At 40.1% G+C, this 16,834-nt stretch carries 10 protein-coding genes; 6 read left to right on the forward strand and 4 right to left on the reverse strand.

Annotation, left to right across the window (positions count from 1 at the left end; all coding sequences use genetic code 11):
* Positions 1 to 98: 98 nt before the first annotated feature.
* Together HYX58_02375 and HYX58_02380 are read right to left on the reverse strand one after the other, a co-directional pair.
* On the reverse strand, positions 99 to 1,505 hold the full coding sequence (locus HYX58_02375) for an FAD-binding protein (protein MBI2774825.1): 1,407 nt from the start codon (positions 1,503 to 1,505) through the stop codon (positions 99 to 101).
* A gap of 121 nt (positions 1,506 to 1,626) precedes the next feature.
* Positions 1,627 to 2,856 carry an ABC transporter permease gene (locus HYX58_02380; protein MBI2774826.1) on the reverse strand — a complete coding sequence of 410 codons (1,230 nt, stop codon included), beginning with the start codon at positions 2,854 to 2,856 and terminating at the stop codon, positions 1,627 to 1,629.
* Positions 2,857 to 2,937: 81 nt separating this feature from the next.
* Between HYX58_02380 and HYX58_02385 the strand changes: the two genes are divergently transcribed.
* Entirely contained in the window at positions 2,938 to 3,636 is a 699-nt protein-coding gene (locus HYX58_02385; protein ID MBI2774827.1) for a hypothetical protein, read from the forward strand.
* 17 nt (positions 3,637 to 3,653) lie between these two features.
* Positions 3,654 to 4,091: an RpiB/LacA/LacB family sugar-phosphate isomerase gene (locus HYX58_02390; protein MBI2774828.1), complete on the forward strand. Its 438-nt coding sequence runs from the start codon at positions 3,654 to 3,656 to the stop codon at positions 4,089 to 4,091.
* Positions 4,092 to 4,153: 62 nt separating this feature from the next.
* Here the strand turns inward: HYX58_02390 and HYX58_02395 are convergent, their stop codons facing one another.
* Positions 4,154 to 6,676, reverse strand: a complete 2,523-nt coding sequence (locus tag HYX58_02395; protein MBI2774829.1) for an AAA family ATPase — start codon at positions 6,674 to 6,676, stop codon at positions 4,154 to 4,156.
* 165 nt (positions 6,677 to 6,841) lie between these two features.
* The gene (locus HYX58_02400; protein ID MBI2774830.1) at positions 6,842 to 7,195 is read right to left on the reverse strand and encodes a hypothetical protein; all 354 of its coding nucleotides are present in this window, start codon (positions 7,193 to 7,195) and stop codon (positions 6,842 to 6,844) included.
* A gap of 137 nt (positions 7,196 to 7,332) precedes the next feature.
* Between HYX58_02400 and trxB the strand changes: the two genes are divergently transcribed.
* The 4 genes from trxB (at position 7,333) to HYX58_02420 (ending at position 16,723) form a co-directional block, all read left to right on the forward strand.
* Complete coding sequence (trxB, locus tag HYX58_02405) at positions 7,333 to 8,796, forward strand: thioredoxin-disulfide reductase (GenBank protein MBI2774831.1); 1,464 nt, start codon at positions 7,333 to 7,335, stop codon at positions 8,794 to 8,796.
* A gap of 139 nt (positions 8,797 to 8,935) precedes the next feature.
* Positions 8,936 to 9,982, forward strand: a complete 1,047-nt coding sequence (locus HYX58_02410; GenBank protein ID MBI2774832.1) for an alpha/beta hydrolase — start codon at positions 8,936 to 8,938, stop codon at positions 9,980 to 9,982.
* Positions 9,983 to 10,448: 466 nt separating this feature from the next.
* Entirely contained in the window at positions 10,449 to 10,667 is a 219-nt protein-coding gene (locus tag HYX58_02415; GenBank protein MBI2774833.1) for a spore coat protein, read from the forward strand.
* A 125-nt stretch (positions 10,668 to 10,792) separates the two neighbouring features.
* Positions 10,793 to 16,723, forward strand: coding sequence for a hypothetical protein (locus HYX58_02420; protein MBI2774834.1), 5,931 nt, complete (start codon positions 10,793 to 10,795; stop codon positions 16,721 to 16,723).
* The last annotated feature ends 111 nt before the right edge of the window (positions 16,724 to 16,834 follow it).

The raw sequence follows: 16,834 nt of genomic DNA on the forward strand, positions 1-16,834 counted from the left end.
GAGCATACGCAGATAATATAAAAATCTTCAATTTCGATGATGAGTATACTAACTATTGTCTGATAATAAATAGTTTATGTTTAGAAATTGGTTCGTCTCTAGTAAGTTTTTCCGTATTTTTGCCAAAAGGAATTGGTAAAAAGATGATTTGGATCAACCTTGTTTTTCAATTGTGCGAATTTATCGAACTGTGGATATGCGCATTTGAGTTGTTCTTCTGTTGCATACAGTTGATAAGGTAAGTAATAAGTTCCGCCAAGGTTCAACGCGCAACTGATAAGTTGCTGGGTTGTTTTTTTCATATCATCGAGAGTGTTTTGCTGTGTATCGTGATTAACAAACAATACAAATCCAAAAGAATCTTTTTGCGTATAGTTTAATAGTGAATCAGTACTTTTAGGAACATAACGAATAGTTATATTGAGCACATTGAGCGCACTATCTGTTATGTATTTTTTCAGTTCGTTTTGAAACTTATTAAAGTTTTCTAGCGGAATAAAATATTCTTGTAAGGTGTATGTAGTTTTAGAAGAAGGAGAAAGAAGCCCACTGATAGTTGACCCCATTGCCGCATTGCGTGACATCTCCGATTCTTTTTCAAATAGATTTCTTTCGAAATAAGGTCGCAAATCACGTAAAGGTGAAGGTTTGCTTTGGGTGGTTATAAACAATTTATTAATGACTTTTTGTTTTATGTGATTTGGCATGTCATCGCTGAATACGGTTTGCTCGGTGTTGTAATAATCAACGATAAGCACGTTTTTAAAAAGATTTTTTTCTGAAATGGTAAGTCTGGCAGAATGCAATGCTATAGCTGGATTGTTTTTGACATGCGAATTAAAATATGCAGGATAGCTTTCAGTTGGTATCTCGAGAGCCTTCTTTCTGAGTAGATTATTATTGGAAAGTTGGATTCGAACTTCGTGAATGATTCCTATAAGGCCGTATCCACCAATTGCTGATTCAAAAATTTCAGAATTCAAATTCTTGTTAGCTGTTAGCATCGATCCATCGGCCATAATCAATTTTATTTCTTTGACGGTAGTGCTTATGAGTGGATAGTGAATATCTTGGCCGTGGCAGTTAACGCTCAATGAACCACCAACTGAAAAGTCGTTATACGATTGCATGCAACTGATTGCAAGTCCATAAGAGTGGAGATGCTTTTGAAGTTGTCCCCACGTGATCCCGGTCTGAACGGTAACCTCTTTTTTCTCTTGATCAATGTGTATGATTTTATTCAATTCTTTCATATTGATAACAATACCATTTTGAGTTGCGCAATGCCCACCTTGAGAAAAGTGCATCCCGCAAATACTTATAGAATTTTTATTCTTATTAGCATCAATAACAATCGTTTGCAGCTCGTCTATAGTTTTTGGAGTAGCTATAGATTTAACATCAATTGGATTAAGCAAACTTGAGTCGTTGATGACGACGGAGAAAATATTAAAAGAGATGTGCGCAATAACGAACACGTTTAGTATAAATCGACGAAAAAACATTTTTCTCCATTTAGGCAAATAGTCTACTGTGATAAGCGCATAATAAGGCTTATTTCATATTCTATTTAATTATAGCAGCTTATTATATAAACAAAACCGCTATGCAATATTCTACTTGAAATTACTTGCGCAGGTGTGCAGATAGGGGCAATCTCCCAAGTGAGCGTAATGGGAGCCACGAAGCGATAAGGGCAATTGCAAATACAAAAGAGCCAATCGCTATAAAGAGCGTGGGATTAAGATCTATTGGTAAATGTGTAGCATAATAGGTATCGGGTAGTTCCAGATGAATATGATGTTTGCAAACAAAACCGATGAAAAATGCACTTATTAATCCGGCAACAATTGCTGGTAGGGTTATGCATGTTCCGATCGCAAGAAAAAGAATCCTAATTTGATGTACCGAACATCCCATTGCCCGCAAAATCACAATATCAGATTTTTTATGGGTGATAAGCATGAACATAAGGGCGACGATCGTCATGCTGGAGACGATAATTATTAAAAACAAAATAGCGATCATCGCGAAACGTTCTAATTTAAGCGCGGAAAAAAGAGCAGGGTACAAATCTTTCCAGGAAAGTACTTGATACGGCAATTCTTTTTTTAGTGACTGAATAACCGATGCAGCATCTGCTTTATGTTTGACACGAACCGCTATGGAATCTATTTCTTGCTCAAACAGTTCATTAAAAAAATCAAATGAACTGAGCGCCATTGCTGAATCAAATTCATCAATACCTGTTTTAAAGATGCCCGCTATTTTTACCATTTGGGTATCTAGATGAATTTTCTTTCCGATGGATTGATAATCGGTTGCGTAATACAACTTTACGGTATCGCCACACGTTACATTGAGCAATTGCGCTAACTTGGCGCCAATAATAATTGATGATTCATCCAAAATAGTTTCCAATGCTTTCTTTATTTTAGGTGCAATAATCATTTGTTCAATGGAAGAAGTTTTTGCTTCTTGTGCTGGCCGTACGCCCTTAATAATAATTGCTTGCGGCAAATCGCTATCATTTCTTGCGCTTATCATAGCATGACCACTTTTTGAAGGGCTGTAGCCAACTATTTGTTCATAGGTTTTTAACGTTTTTTCTATGAATTTTTCATCCATTTGAATGCCATTAGGCTCGATAATAATATCGGCATGAATACTCTGCAAAGTATTTTGTGCCGCTTGTTCAAATCCTCGCATGATAGATCCAATCAGAGCGAGCGAACATGTCGCCAATGCGATTGAAAAAAAACAAATTTTTACCATGCTGCCTAGCGTGTGCTGCTCAGTGGCTTCTTTTAGATAGCGCGATGAAAGGAGCTTGATAAAATGTTTCATAGTATGCATGGTTCTCTTGTCAATAAGAAGCGGTTTTTTTAGGATACCTACACGTGCTGCTCATCTATAGTAAAAGAAAGAGGCGTTTTAATGAAGCTGGCGATAATGGCAAGAGCTGTTATTTTTTTATTTGTTTTTCTTCTTTCCTCTTGCCGCTATTCCCGTTGGGCAATGGAGCAGCTTCCTCAGGCCGGCACGATCAACTATGAAACAAAGCTGGTAGCTCGTTATATTCGTTCGCTTCATTTATATGATCAGTTTGATACAATCGGTCATTTCGATATTTTGTGGCTGTCTGATGACGTGCGTTGTCAGTATGCTTCCTTACACGCGCGAAGAAATGGTTCATACGCTGAAAATGCTATTGAGTTTGAGCGTCGCCAACTTGAAGAAAATAATTATTTTATTTCTTTCTATCTTTTGGTGAGCGCATCCGATTCTTGCATTGTCGATTCTATAACTGACAATTCAAGTTTCTCTGTTTTTATGAAAATTGATGATGAACTCTACCATCCTATCCAGGTGAAGCATCTTGATGAGCTACCAAGCGAGTATGCACTCTTTTTCGGGTTGCGCTTTAATAAATTTAAACAAATATTTTTGATAAAATTTGATGCTGCTGATTGTAATGGCAATCGATTAATTTCTTCAGGTACAAAAACAGTTGATCTTTGGTTTACTAAAGCGACACGATTTGGTTCGGTACGCTGGTATCTGACAAATGAAGGAGAAGCTATCAGTGAACCTAATAAGGAATGTAATATTCTGGCCTACGATCTTAAAACGTAATTTCTAGAAAGGCGAAAATGCATAAAACGCTCGCTATTGGCGCGGATCATCGTGGTTATATGTATAAAGAGCAGTTAAAAAAGATTTCGCAATTTGGAGGTTGTTCCGTTACTTGGATTGATGTGGGCGTGCAAAATACAGAACGAGCAGATTATCCGGTGCCTGCGCAAGCAGCTGTTGCGGAAATCAAAAATGGAAATGCTCAGGGCGCTTTATTATTGTGCGGGTCTGGCGTTGGAATGGCAATAGCAGCAAATCGATTTCCTGGAATATACGCAGCCGTTGTTTGGGAACCTATTGTTGCCCGCATGGCAAAAGAGGACGATAATGCAAACGTACTTTCTCTTTCTGCGGATTATGTAGATTTTAAAACCACTGTACAGTGTATTGAAGAATGGTTAAACGCTACATTTAAAGAAGGGCGCTACGCTTTTCGACTTTCACTTATTGATTGATAGATATAAAAAAAGCGGCCCACACAGTGGCGAGCCGCTTTTTTTATTTTTGTAAAACTAATTTATGCAGCGGGAGCAGCTGGTTCTGCCTCTGCCTTTGTAGGTGCGGCTTCTGTTGGCTGCGCTGATGCGTCTTCTTTAACCAATGGTTTGCCTTCCATGATCAATTCAAGATGATAGCCGCTTAAGCTCAAATATTTTTCAAGTGCTTGAGCTGTTATCTCAATTTTATCTTTATGTTGCGTAAGAAGATCAGCGACCTCTTTCTCGCATTGTTTCAATAAATCAAATGCTTCGCGCTGCAACTTTTCACGTTGTTCTTTTGGCAATTCACTTTCTTTCATACCTCTAAAGATAATGTATTTTGCCATAGCCAAAGCTTTTTGATTATCATGTCGATGGTAAGTATAGCCTGTATTGCCTAATAAGATGGTTTCCGCAATATGGCCAGCTAAATCGATTTTACATTGAGCAATGAGTTCATCGCGATTGCTAAATGATGCGGCATCATTTTTGCGAACAGTAAATATCTTTCCATACTCAACAGATTCTTGCTTCTCTTTTTCATCAACGTATTTCATCCAAACCGGTTCTTCTTTCGGTTTGACGTTGACTGGGCAAATAGTTACTTTCGCTACCGCTTGGTTGCCTTGGAATAACATCGTAGCAATTGCGTGGCCCGCTTGGTGAATGGCAATTAATTTTCGCTCTTGCTCACTAATACGTGGCTCTTCAAAGATAATCAATCTGCTTTCTTCATCGAATGCGCGTTCAAGATGCATCTCATTGAGCACTTCCCCTTCAGCTCTGGCATATTGCAATGCTGTAATAATAATAGAACGAATACCCTCAAAAGACATTCCGTCTGTTTCTTGCGCAAGCTTATAAAGATAGTTTGTATCAACGGTGAGTATGGCGCGCTTTTCCAGTTCCTTGCCCAAAAAGTGTGCGCGTTCAGCAACGGTTGGATACGTAAACCAAATAGTTTTTTCAAATCTTCCTGGTTGTAGCAATGCATAATCCAAATTCTGTGGAGCATTTGTTGCCGCAAGCATAATAACTTGGCGAGAATTATCTGCATTCATCATCGCGCCGCTCATGGCAGTCAGTAATTCTGAAAGACCTTGTGCGTTTCGATCACGCTGTGCGCCGAGCATATCGATTTCGTCGATAAATAGTACACATGGAGCATGCTGTTTTGCATATGAAATAATTGCTGAGATTCCAAATTGAAGCACTTCTGCTGCGGTGAAGTAAATGTAATTAAATTTATCTGTAATGCCTTGTGCCTCAAGAGCATCTTTAATTTCGCCTGCAAGCGCTTCAGCTATATATGTTTTTCCAGTTCGTGAAGGGCCAGCAAGTAAATAACCTGCGGCTGGAACTATTCCGGCTCTATCAAAACGCTCATGATCACGAATATATTCGACAACTCTCCAGAGGATATCTTTAGCGTGATCTTTACCAATAACGTCTTTAAAGCGTACTGTTGGCTCTTTATCCCATTTGTCGACTTTTCTAATTACGGGACCGCCGCGCAAATAGCTGCGAATTATTTCCCATTTCTTTTCGGTCCATGTTCTTGAATCTTTGAAAGTAGTTGAGATCTGATCCTTAAAAAGCCCCCAAGTAATTAATCCTGGAAATGCGAGATCAGCAATGCCAATACTTCTTAAATAATGCTCTATCCAACCAGGAGTTTTCGCCCAGTTGCTATTTGTTATTTTTCCAAATTGATTTACTCTGACATTTGGGCCGAACGTAAAATTTTGTAATCTAGTAAGCCACGAGTTTGCGCTTTCTTCCATTAATTGAGCTACTTTTTCCTCTCCTAGATTCTTTATATCTTCTTTGTCAGGTATGTACTGGCCCGGTATTCTAGAGATTAAAACATATCCAATTAAAGCACCGATAAGAATTTTTCCTGTTCTTGGCAATACTTGATAGTCATCCATGAATTTTTCAACACGGCGGTATGCGCGATTGAAAAGAGAAAGGCCTATGCGATTTGCTTCAGATTCAATAGTCCTTATTAATTTTTCATTAGCTGCAATATCGCTGCGGATTGCTTCAAAGCTTGGGGTTCCTCGGGTAACCGTATCCTTTATTATGCTATCAAAGTTTGGTTCTGGAAGCTCAATAAAACGATTTTTAATGAGCATGCGAACGTGATCTGCAAATCCAGCAAAAAGAACGTTAAGGAGCTTAATACTCATTTGATCATTCATTAAAGCGCTGCTTTTTTGAATTTGAAAGATGTTATAGCGAAGCATTTTAATGTGATCGAGAGCTTTTGCTTTGTCGCAACCACGAATTTGGTTGTTATTAATGACTTGGGCCAAATTTTCTAGTACGAAGTCAAACTTCTTGAAAATATCGAGCGTTGAGCGCAAGTGAAGCTCAATCGTATCTTCTAGGAGTTGCTTGTCGGCGGGCGATGAATTTTCTTGCTGTGATGATCCCGAGGCTTCTTTTCCTTCTATGGGAGTCGTTATTGAGTCTGCATAGGTGCTAAAGGTGACGATTGATGGGGCTGATGCGATCATGCACCATAATAATATATTAATTCTATTAGAAAATTTCATTAAGTTTCCTCTTGCAATAACCCATTTATTTTTTGTTCGGCTGTAGAAAATATCGTACCTGAGAACAAAAAAAAGTCAATCTGGGTGGACAAATAGCAAAAAGAAATTAAATAAATAAGCCCCCATTTTAGCGGGGGCTTAAATCTAGATAATTGGCTAACGTAATTAGCAAGCAGCTTGTACTGTGCTACCTACTAAGTTACCAACTAGGCTTTCAACATATTTTGCGTGGTCTTTGATGTGCTCATAAATCCAAACACCGATGCAAAGTTCTATAATCTTGTTTTCTGCGTTTTTTGCATCATTGTGTAGATATTTGAAGTATGCAAGGATCGCAGCATAAGGAAGTGCAATTTTTGCGGCTTTTAGGAAGGTGCATCCTACTGATGGTGAATTATCAGCATCGATTTTTGTCATTTCAGTGCTGCAGCATGAGCCTTTTTTGTCTGCTGCTAAAACTGAAGGAGCTACGGCTGCGGTGATAACGAGAGCGCAAATCATTTTCAAAAATAATTTCATCGCTTGTGCCTTTTTTTAAAGGAGTTAATTATACTGTTATTAACGACGGGTATTAAGGTACACAACTACTTATTTATTTGTCAATCTTGAAACATAATTGGGTGAATTTTTTAATAATCGTGAGTAAGGATGTGCGTATGCTAAAAAATCGAATGTTAAAAGTTGTCTTGTTCTTGGGAGTTTTTTTGCTTGGCGCGAGTGGAACGAGTGCGTTGTATTATGCGTGGCGTAATAAATCACCATTCGATTTTTCGATGAATAAAATTAATGAGCATGAGGGTGTAGTGCCATTGGTTATACTCGGATCTGGGCCAGCATCGCTGAGCGCGGCACTATATGGCGCGCGGCAGAAAATAAAAACAATCGTTATTGCGGGAAATAAACCTGGCGGTGCGTTAACCGAAACAAGTTATATTGAAAACTGGCCAGGCAGACCAAAAATTCTTGGAACCGAAGTGATGAAGGATTTGCAGGAACAAGCTGTTCAGTTTGGCGCAGAAATTATTAGCGATGCGGTCGAGCGTGTTGATTTTTCACAATGGCCATTTCAGATCGTTACCGAAAGTGGCAGAACGTTTTACGCACTTGTGGTTATTATTGGAACAGGATCGACTCCCAAAACTCTCGGCATTCCGGGTGAGCAAGAATATTGGGGCAAAGGTGTAACGACGTGCGCAATTTGTGATGCGCCATTTCACCAAGATAAAGAAGTTGTTGTTATTGGTGGCGGTGATTCTGCAATAGAAGAGGCGATTCAGTTAGCTGCCTATGCAAAAAAAATAACCATTTTAGTGCGCAAAGATCGTATGCGTGCCGCAGCCGCAATGCAGGATCGATTGCACGATTATGCAAACATTGAAATTAAATATAATACTGAGGTGCGTTCAATAGTGGGCGACGGCGATTTGGTAACCGGAGTTGAACTTTTTGACTCAAAAACCGATACGCAATCAACTATGCAGGTAAGTGGGGTGTTTTTGGCAATTGGCCATGATCCGAATGCCGCATTATTTAAACAATATCTAAAATTGGATGCAGAAGGCACGATTTCGCTGGCAGATCGTACCCAGGCTACTTCGTTGGCCGGTATTTTTGCAGCAGGCGATGTAACCGATCATCGCTATCGCCAAGCAGGGGTTGCCGCGGGCGATGGAATAAAGGCGGCCCTTGATGCCGTTTCGTTTCTCCAAGAGCATGGGTTTAATACCACCGTTGCGCGAGAAATAGAAAAAAGAAGTAAGCCAACTATTGCTGAAAAAAGGGTTGAAGTTCCACAGATTAAGCAACTAGAAGAGCTTAAAGAGATAATCAACGCAGCAAAGGGGCTGGTGGTTGTTGATTATTATGCCCCTTATTGCCCAAGCTGCATGCGAATGTTGCCAAGCCTCTCAGCTGTGGCGGCAGAATTTGCAGAACAAGTAGCATTCTTAAAAGTTGATACGAGCGTTTCTCCCGAGATTGCGCAGGAATATCATGTTCCAACGATTCCTTGCTTGATGGTCTTTAAAGATCAGAAAATGATAGCGCGCATTAATCAGCCGATGAGCCGTAAACAGCTTGAAGAGTTAATGAATAAGCTTTTAGATCAAGAGGACGCATAGTTTTCTTAACAAATCGTAGATAAATAATTCAGAGAGCGGAATATCAAACCCGCTCTCTTTTTTTACTTGTTAATATTGCAAATAGAAATGATTAGGTGTTAAAATTTTTATATACATGTCAAGGCGCAGGGGAGAACGTATGTATAAAAAGGTAGGCAAGCGCTTACTTTTCGGCTTATTTACCGTGGTTTTTGTTGCTTGGTGGTCGATGATAGTCGGTTCATTTAGCGCTATAATGCCCGATCGCGTAGTTCTAGATAACCAAACAAAGTATTTAGATGGCGCGCAAATGGAATATGTTACCTTTATTTCTCAAGCGGGTACCGATTGCAAGGCAATGGAGCGCCATGGGATTTTGGTAAAAAAGCCAGGTGCAGAGGCTACTATCGTTGTATGCCATGGATTTATGTGCAATAAATTTGATATTTCGTTCATGCGCCGCCTTATTTTTCCCGATTATAATGTAATGATTTTTGATTTTCGTGCTCACGGTGAGCATGTCGAAGCGGACCATTGCTGCACGTTTGGCCGCGATGAAGCGCTGGATGTTGCAGGTGCGGCCAATTATTTGCATGCCCGTGAAGATTTAAAAGATGTGCCGCTTATCGCGTACGGTTTTTCCATGGGAGCGGTTGCAGCCATTCAGGCGCAAGCAGAATCTGAGCGGCAGGGGAAGCCTTTCTTTAAGGCTTTAATTCTCGATTGCCCCTACGATACGAGTGAAAATATTTTAAAGCGATGCATGGATCATCTTAAATTTTCGATTATGGGCTATACGTTCGATTTGCCGGGCAAAAAATTTCTGGAACGATACGCTTTCAACTCGTATGTGCAATCGATACTTAAATCAGTTTTAAAAACGGTAGCGCAATTGAATGCGACCGCTACTAATACCTATATTTATCCGGTAAATCCTGCGGAATCTATAAAAAACGTTTCGGCACCAGTTTTTTTGATCCATTGTTATAACGATGAGAAAGTGACAGTAGAAGCAGCGCATCATTTATATGATAATGCTGCGGGTTATAAACGACTTTGGATAACAAAAGGGCGCCGCCATTTTGATTCTGTGTTCTTTATTCCGGATAAATATATCTATAAAGTTCAACTGTTTATTCAAGACGTGCTATCGGGAAATATACAAAATAAACCACGTCAAAAAATACTATCAGATATAAAACAATAAGGGGGTGCATATGAAAATATTGAATGTAAGAATCGTTCTGCTGATTGCAGCGATCGGTTCACAAACTGTTTTTGCTGAATTATTTATTCCTCGATCACTCGAAGAATTCCGCTCCATTCTTAATAGTCATAATTTAGCGGTAGTTCATTTTAATTCGCACGATGCAGCAGCCGGTGAGCAAACCAAAGCAGACGATATAAAAAGAGCGTTTTTACAATTAAGCCAAAAGCCACGCTATAAAGACGCGATGGTTGCTTTTATTGGAGTAAATAGCTCTCGTTTGCCAGAAATTGGCGCTGCATATAAAGCGGCAAAAGAAAATGGCAGCAAATTAGTTCTTTTTCATGGCGGCGTTGCTATCCAAGAAAGCGATAAAGCTCTCACTAAAGATGAGATGAAAGATTATATTGAGCGTTATTTTGGCAAAATAATTGATGAAACGATAGAGCAAAATGCTCCATCAAGAATGCAGTCTTATAATGCTCGTGAATATTATCCGCGCCCGCGCCAAATTGTGCGAGAATATGCGCAGCCCGAATATTATTATGATGATGCGGATTATTATTATCCACGCGCGTATGGTCGACGTTACTACAACGATTATTATGGCGGTTATTATGGGCCAGGAATAGGATTTGATGTTGGAACACCACTTGGCGGTTTTGGATTTGGTTTAGGTTTTTAAAAATTGTTCTACCTCTCACGCTAAAAAAGGGCGCATTTACGTGCGCCTTTTTTTAATTCTTGAACCACTGAATTTAACTATGCTACGCTGCTGCCAGGTAAAAAAAATGAGCGTAGGAGAGCGTAATGGTCAATCAAAGAACTGTTGTAGTTTTACTGAGTTTATTGCTCAGCTTTATTTTTGTCGAAGATGTTTTTTCGATGGAAGGGGTTGAATCAACCCTTGTGCGTGAAGCGGCTGAAGAAGCTGGTGTTGTAGGCGCAGAATCTATAGGTAAAGCCGAAGCTGAGGCATTAACGCGAGAGGTCGCAGACTCAATGGGAGTCAGCGTTGAAGATATAAAAAATCTTCCCGAAGATGCAAAACAAGCGTTTAAGGATGAGCTCAAAGCGGCTTTTAAGAATGGCGATGTCACGAGTATTGAAAACGGTAAATTCGTAACGGAAAGTCCTCAATCGTTCAAAACATTCCTTTCAAAGGCTAAAGGGGATTTTGCCACACAAGTTGAAAAAATTGCTGAAGAAAAAGGTTTACCTTCATTAAGTAAAGCAACGCTCGAGAAATTTGGTGTACAAGCAGATATTCTTGAAAAATTTCCAATCAGGGAGCCTAAGCTCGAAATTCCGAATGTAGAAATCGAAGCCGAGCTGCTTTCGCCGGAAGACAAAGGAATACAAGAAGCCCAAGATACGCTTGCAGGCGACAAAGCGAATGCTAAGTACCTTGAAGAAACGGGCCAGACCGATTTGGAAAAACCGGCTCAAGAAAAAGTTATACAAGATGAGAAAAATGTTGACGTAAAAATTGAGGAAAAAGTAGAAGCTAAAACTAAAATTGTGAGCGAAGAGCAAGCAAAGCTTTCTGAAGCGCAGCAGCAAGTTTCAGCAAACGAAAAAGGAGGCGATCCAGAAAAAACTCTGGAAGCGAAAGATAAGCTCCAAGAACAAGAAACGAAAACGCAAGACGCACAAAAAGAACAAACAATTTCTGAGCGCCAAAGTTCCAAATCAAAATATGATCGAGCAAATAAAGAATATAAAGAAGCTCAAGCTAAAACAAAAAATGCAAAAGAAGAATTAGCAGAAGCAAAAAAGAATGGCTGGTCAAAAGAAGTAGTTGATAGTAAAGAAACTGCGTTAAAAAATGCACAAGAGAGTGAACGCACCGCTTACGAAGATTATGATTCAGCAAAAAAGGAATGGATTGAAAAATCGGGAAATTTTGAAGCGCTTGATTTAAAGGCGATCGAAAAAGCCAAGTCCATAATAAAAGAACATATCATTACAAGTATTATTTCTGGCTTTGCGTTTGCTATACCTAACTTTGTTATCGGACCGATAACCGAAGCTATGAATCGCAAGGCACAACTAGACCAGCTTCGTCAACCGCAGGCATTCGGAACCATTTGGATGCAAATACCCATAACATTTATAAATGATGGAGCGCCACTTTCATCGTTTATGCTTTATGTTGGGATTGATGCACAAAGTGGTTCAGAAGTTTCCAAGCGAAATGATGATGCCGATACCGACAGTTTTCTACAATATGCAAATTATTATGTATCAATTTCCGATTATGGTGAGCTTGGTCCAAATAATTTGCCAATTGCTATAACCGATCCTAGTTTTCCATTTCGCATGTTGCATCTCAATTCTGGTTATCATTTCATTAATGCGGGATTGCCAGCTGACCCTGAAAATCCTGCAATTCCCTTATTAAAAATAGATCCAAAGGGTAAAGCAAAGTTTCCTGTGCAGGAATATCTTGATCAACTTGGGGGAAGTGCACGCCAAGGAATAGCGGGTGCTGTTTATGAGGAAAGCAGGGAACAGGCCACGGGCTATAAAGGCGACATTGTCGTAGCAGATCTATTTGAACAAGGGAGTAATAAAAGTAGTACATTTGCTCTTAAGGAGGGCGAGGGGTATGGGAAGCTTTTAGCGCCCGCTATAATTGTTTTGCAAAATAGTTATGCGTTCGGCCCATTTAATCTGACCGGATTTTCTGCTTTAAATGACGACCAAATCAAACAACTTTCAAACGGGCAAATAACAAAAGCGATTCCTAATTATCCATATGTTTCTTATTCAGTTCCGCCGACCGGTTTCGTTTATCAAACAAAAGATACGCCAGATATTCAGGCGATTGTAAAACAGTTAGGATCCGATAATAAACTGAGCGCATTACTGCGTGATTACGTTGTGCTTGTTGATCCTAAAGCACCAACGGTATTGCAACCACTTTTAGTTCCAAGCCCTATAGGTTCGACGTACGGAACTCCTTCTTTACAACCCACGCCGAACGCTGGCGATCTGAGAATGGTAAGTTTGATTTCTGGAAACGTTTATACGTACGATGGCAATTCTTCAAAAGCAGATGCTAATTTAGCTCAAGCCGAATTTCCAATTGATGAAAATATTAGGATACAAGCTGCTGCAATGAAAGGCGTATATGATGCGCAATGGAAAGATGTTTCTGAACAATTGAAATATGGCCCATTTAAAATTGGTACCGTGCAATTGTCAATTGATAAGCAGTTGGCAGAGGCGGGAGTATTTGTTTACAAAGTTGATTCTCCATTAATTGAAAATGGTACAACCGATTATGTTGTTCCACTGATTATTGATGAAAATAAAAACTTAGTGGTTGGGCAGTTGCCAGATGATAACGTAAAGTTTTTTGTCAGCGTTATTACTTCACGCTTTTACGATAAAATGCTGAACCCGGCGCCAGAGCGAAGCCCGTTCTTCGTATATAAATCACCAACGGGAAGCTTTCGCTTGGTAGCAAGCTCTAAAGAGAATTCACAGTATGGAGATGTTGTTTTTAAAGGCGATAAAACTGCACTCTATACTCTATTTATGAATCCTGAAATAAATCCAACCAAACCGACACCAGACCAACAAAAAGCCTTGGCGAATGCGGGTGCAAAAACTGCTGACGGAAAATCGACGGTGGCTGCACAACTTCTGCCACTTCCAGCGCAATGGGCGCTTTCCGATCAGGGATTAGTGGTTGATCCAGCAGATCCTAAAACATATCTTGGGGCATTTATTAACCAAAAAGCACCGCAATTCAGATCGCAACTGGATGGCATTTTCACTGCATGGAAAAATAGCATGCTCAAAGATCCATCGCTCTTAAAAATTGAGCTCGGGCCGTATCGATTTACTACCGATCAGGTTCAGAATATAGAATTGTATGCAACGAGTGTTGATGATTTAAAAAACGGTAGTTACGTATATACAAGCGATCGTTGGCCGGCAGAATTTTTTGTGTTATCTGACGATAAAGATGGTACATCAAATCTTGGGCAAGAATATAATTTGGCTGCGCCGCAGCGCTATGCGATCAGTTTATCAAATGGGCAAGTACATGATGCGCAACAATCGGGCCAAGTAGTTGGCACTATTTCCGATCTTGATCAGCTTTTAGATCGTGCACAGCGTTCTAAAAAATATTTACCCAATTTATTAAAAAATATTCAGGCGACTCAGGGCGCTTACCTTCAAACGGTCGCTGAACAGCAATTTAATGAAAATACGATGTTTGGCAGATTTAGATTTTTCATTTCACAAGATGATTTGAAAAATGGGGCCTATATTTATGGAGATGCAACAGATATTAATGATCCTCTCAAACTGCAACCAAAAGAACTGCAAAGCCGCATTAAAAACTATTTTGTGACGATCGAAGGGCCAATCAACGACGAAAATAACTGGATATATGGAAACAAATTAAATGAAAATACCGTGCTCGTTATAAGCCTCGTTTCGGGTGCGCTTTATGATCGTGGAGGATCATATCAAGGAAACCTAAAAAGATTTGATCCATCGCTTGATACGGCGCAAGGATTCTTAGAAAAAATAGTTTCCTATTTAGAAAAAACATGGGGCAGTAATAATCCGAGTATTGGTCGATTAAAGGATCGCGTTAATGCGCTTACGAAGGCGTGGTTTGCTCAATTAGAACAAGAGAGAAAACAAATTGCGCAAGAGCGGGAAGCTGAAGAGAAAATCTATGCGCCGCTTTCAGCAAATACGATTGCAAATTTAAAGAGTGCGCAATATGTTCAAGATCTTTTGCAAATGCCAATACCTCGTTATTTAAAACTGCTTGGCGATGGAAAATATTATTTTGAATCGCCCGATGCCAAAGCTGGAGAAGATCAAACGCCAAAAGTTTACATCGATTATAATGTTGGTGAGCCTGGTAAAGATAATGGCATCGGCATGAGCTACGATAGTAATGGCGCAGTAATTGGGCGCTTTACCGGTTGGCTTCTTGAAAACCTTCGTGCGTATGCGGGAATAGTAATTGATGCAAATGGTAAACAGACGCTTGATATCGCAAGCGATCATCCTTCGATTCCAACCGATTCTATGATCAAGATCGATGCGGGCGGCATGGAAAAACTTCTTGGTCAGCAACGAATAAATCTAGGCAACGCTCAGCAAAGATTCGCAAAAAATCCTAATGACAAAGCGGCTGTACAAGCGCTTAATGATGCACTTTACAATTATAATAAGATTCAGGTTGCCAACGAAAGTGCACAAGCGGTAAAAGCGGCTAATTTGCCTGCATCTCCATCATTGAGATATGATTTTTATTATAATCCTGAAATAACTACCTATTTTGTAAAAATAAGTTCAGGCGGTAAAGAATATTATTATGATCTGGTTGGTGGATACGGATATTACGTTGATGGAAAACCCCGCTTGAGAGAAAATCAGGTTTTCATAAAAAAAGGTTCAACTAAAAATGAACTGTTCATTGCTGGGCAAGATGGCGTGGGGCTTTTCGTCGCATCGTATTTAGATGCGGATGGTGAGTATCACTTATGGTCGACGGCAGCAAATCCTGGACGTTCGAAAGATGGTAAATCGTATAGCTACGCGTTGGGAAGCGATGATGGACGCACCGCATTAATCCTCCAATCGTTAAATAGTGATGGCAGCATAAAGCAATATTCGGTTTGGCCGGTGGGAGATAATCAGCAGGCGAGTTTCTTGGCCGATTATAATCCCGGTTCGCTTTATTCTACCATTTTGCGCTATGCGCGAACGAATGGGGCGTATGTTAAGGCGGATGCTCCGCGTGCTCCAGTTATGGTTATTTGGAATGGCCAACCCGATCTTAATTTCCAGTATTTGCTGTATAACTATAACTTGATCGAATTGAAATCTGCTGGCAACGGTTCATTTACTGGTTCATATAAAAAAGAGGATGGAACTCCAGGCACCATTACGCTTAAAACGCAGGAAAAAACATATTCTCCGCTCGTGAAATCTCATTGGGTTGCGATAACCGATGGCGGCATTTCGTACGACTTTGTTTTCGATACGATGGTGCTTGATCCAAACGAACCAACCAAATGTGAAGTGAACGCTCTTGAAAAATTGAAATTGAGTTACTGGAAGCAATGTGCTTGGGGGCTTAACGTCGTAACCGATAGTCGTGGGCAAACGAGATTGGTGCACAAACTTCCATCGACCGATTCGCTCCAAACGGTTGATCAAACAATGGTTCATGGTGTTCCTGCCAATTCCGATGCGGGCAAAATTCTCTCCGATTCGCTCAGCAGACTTTCGTATGATGCGGCAAGCGATCGATTCGTTTATCAACTGAGCGCGACCGACAAAGGTTTTGCCTATTATCAGGATAAAATGAATAACTGGTTCGTTGATCTTGCAAATGGCGTTGTGTTTGATCCAACAATGGCAACCGCTGGTGGCGTTTATCCGGTGGGTGCATTGATTGCAAGCCAGCTTGATACGCTACTTGCTCGCATTAATCTTTCCGTTACTCTCGTTGAGGATCCTAATGGAAAACCTGGATATGATAGATTTGGCAATCCAATTATGAAGGGCAATAAGCCGGTTAAGCTTAAACCTGGCCTTGTTTATCGTATGCCGGCAAACAAGGGCAATCTCCCTGCGCCGCGGCCTGCGCAAATTAAGAGGCCCGCGCCGGTAAAAAGGAGTTCAGCACGGCAATTGCTTGCTCCAGTATCGCAAAAAAGAGCCCCCAGAAATACTCTTCGTCGCACAAAATAACTAAAAAGATAAAGTTGTTGCTAAAAGAGCCGAGTGGAAACTCGGCTCTTTGCATGTTATACTCTCAAACTAGAATAAAACATGATTCTTAATTGTTATTTTCCTGTTTTT

This window comes from Candidatus Dependentiae bacterium (assembly GCA_016191325.1).
Taxonomy (GTDB): Bacteria; Babelota; Babeliae; order Babelales; family JACPOV01; genus JACPOV01.

Coding starts and splice junctions, on each gene's coding strand:
- HYX58_02375 (MBI2774825.1), bottom strand. CDS start 1,505: ATGTTTTTTCGTCGATTTATACTAAACGTGTTCGTTATTGCGCACATC.
- HYX58_02380 (MBI2774826.1), bottom strand. CDS start 2,856: ATGCATACTATGAAACATTTTATCAAGCTCCTTTCATCGCGCTATCTA.
- HYX58_02385 (MBI2774827.1), top strand. CDS start 2,938: ATGAAGCTGGCGATAATGGCAAGAGCTGTTATTTTTTTATTTGTTTTT.
- HYX58_02390 (MBI2774828.1), top strand. CDS start 3,654: ATGCATAAAACGCTCGCTATTGGCGCGGATCATCGTGGTTATATGTAT.
- HYX58_02395 (MBI2774829.1), bottom strand. CDS start 6,676: ATGAAATTTTCTAATAGAATTAATATATTATTATGGTGCATGATCGCA.
- HYX58_02400 (MBI2774830.1), bottom strand. CDS start 7,195: ATGAAATTATTTTTGAAAATGATTTGCGCTCTCGTTATCACCGCAGCC.
- trxB (MBI2774831.1), top strand. CDS start 7,333: ATGCTAAAAAATCGAATGTTAAAAGTTGTCTTGTTCTTGGGAGTTTTT.
- HYX58_02410 (MBI2774832.1), top strand. CDS start 8,936: ATGTATAAAAAGGTAGGCAAGCGCTTACTTTTCGGCTTATTTACCGTG.
- HYX58_02415 (MBI2774833.1), top strand. CDS start 10,449: ATGCAGTCTTATAATGCTCGTGAATATTATCCGCGCCCGCGCCAAATT.
- HYX58_02420 (MBI2774834.1), top strand. CDS start 10,793: ATGGTCAATCAAAGAACTGTTGTAGTTTTACTGAGTTTATTGCTCAGC.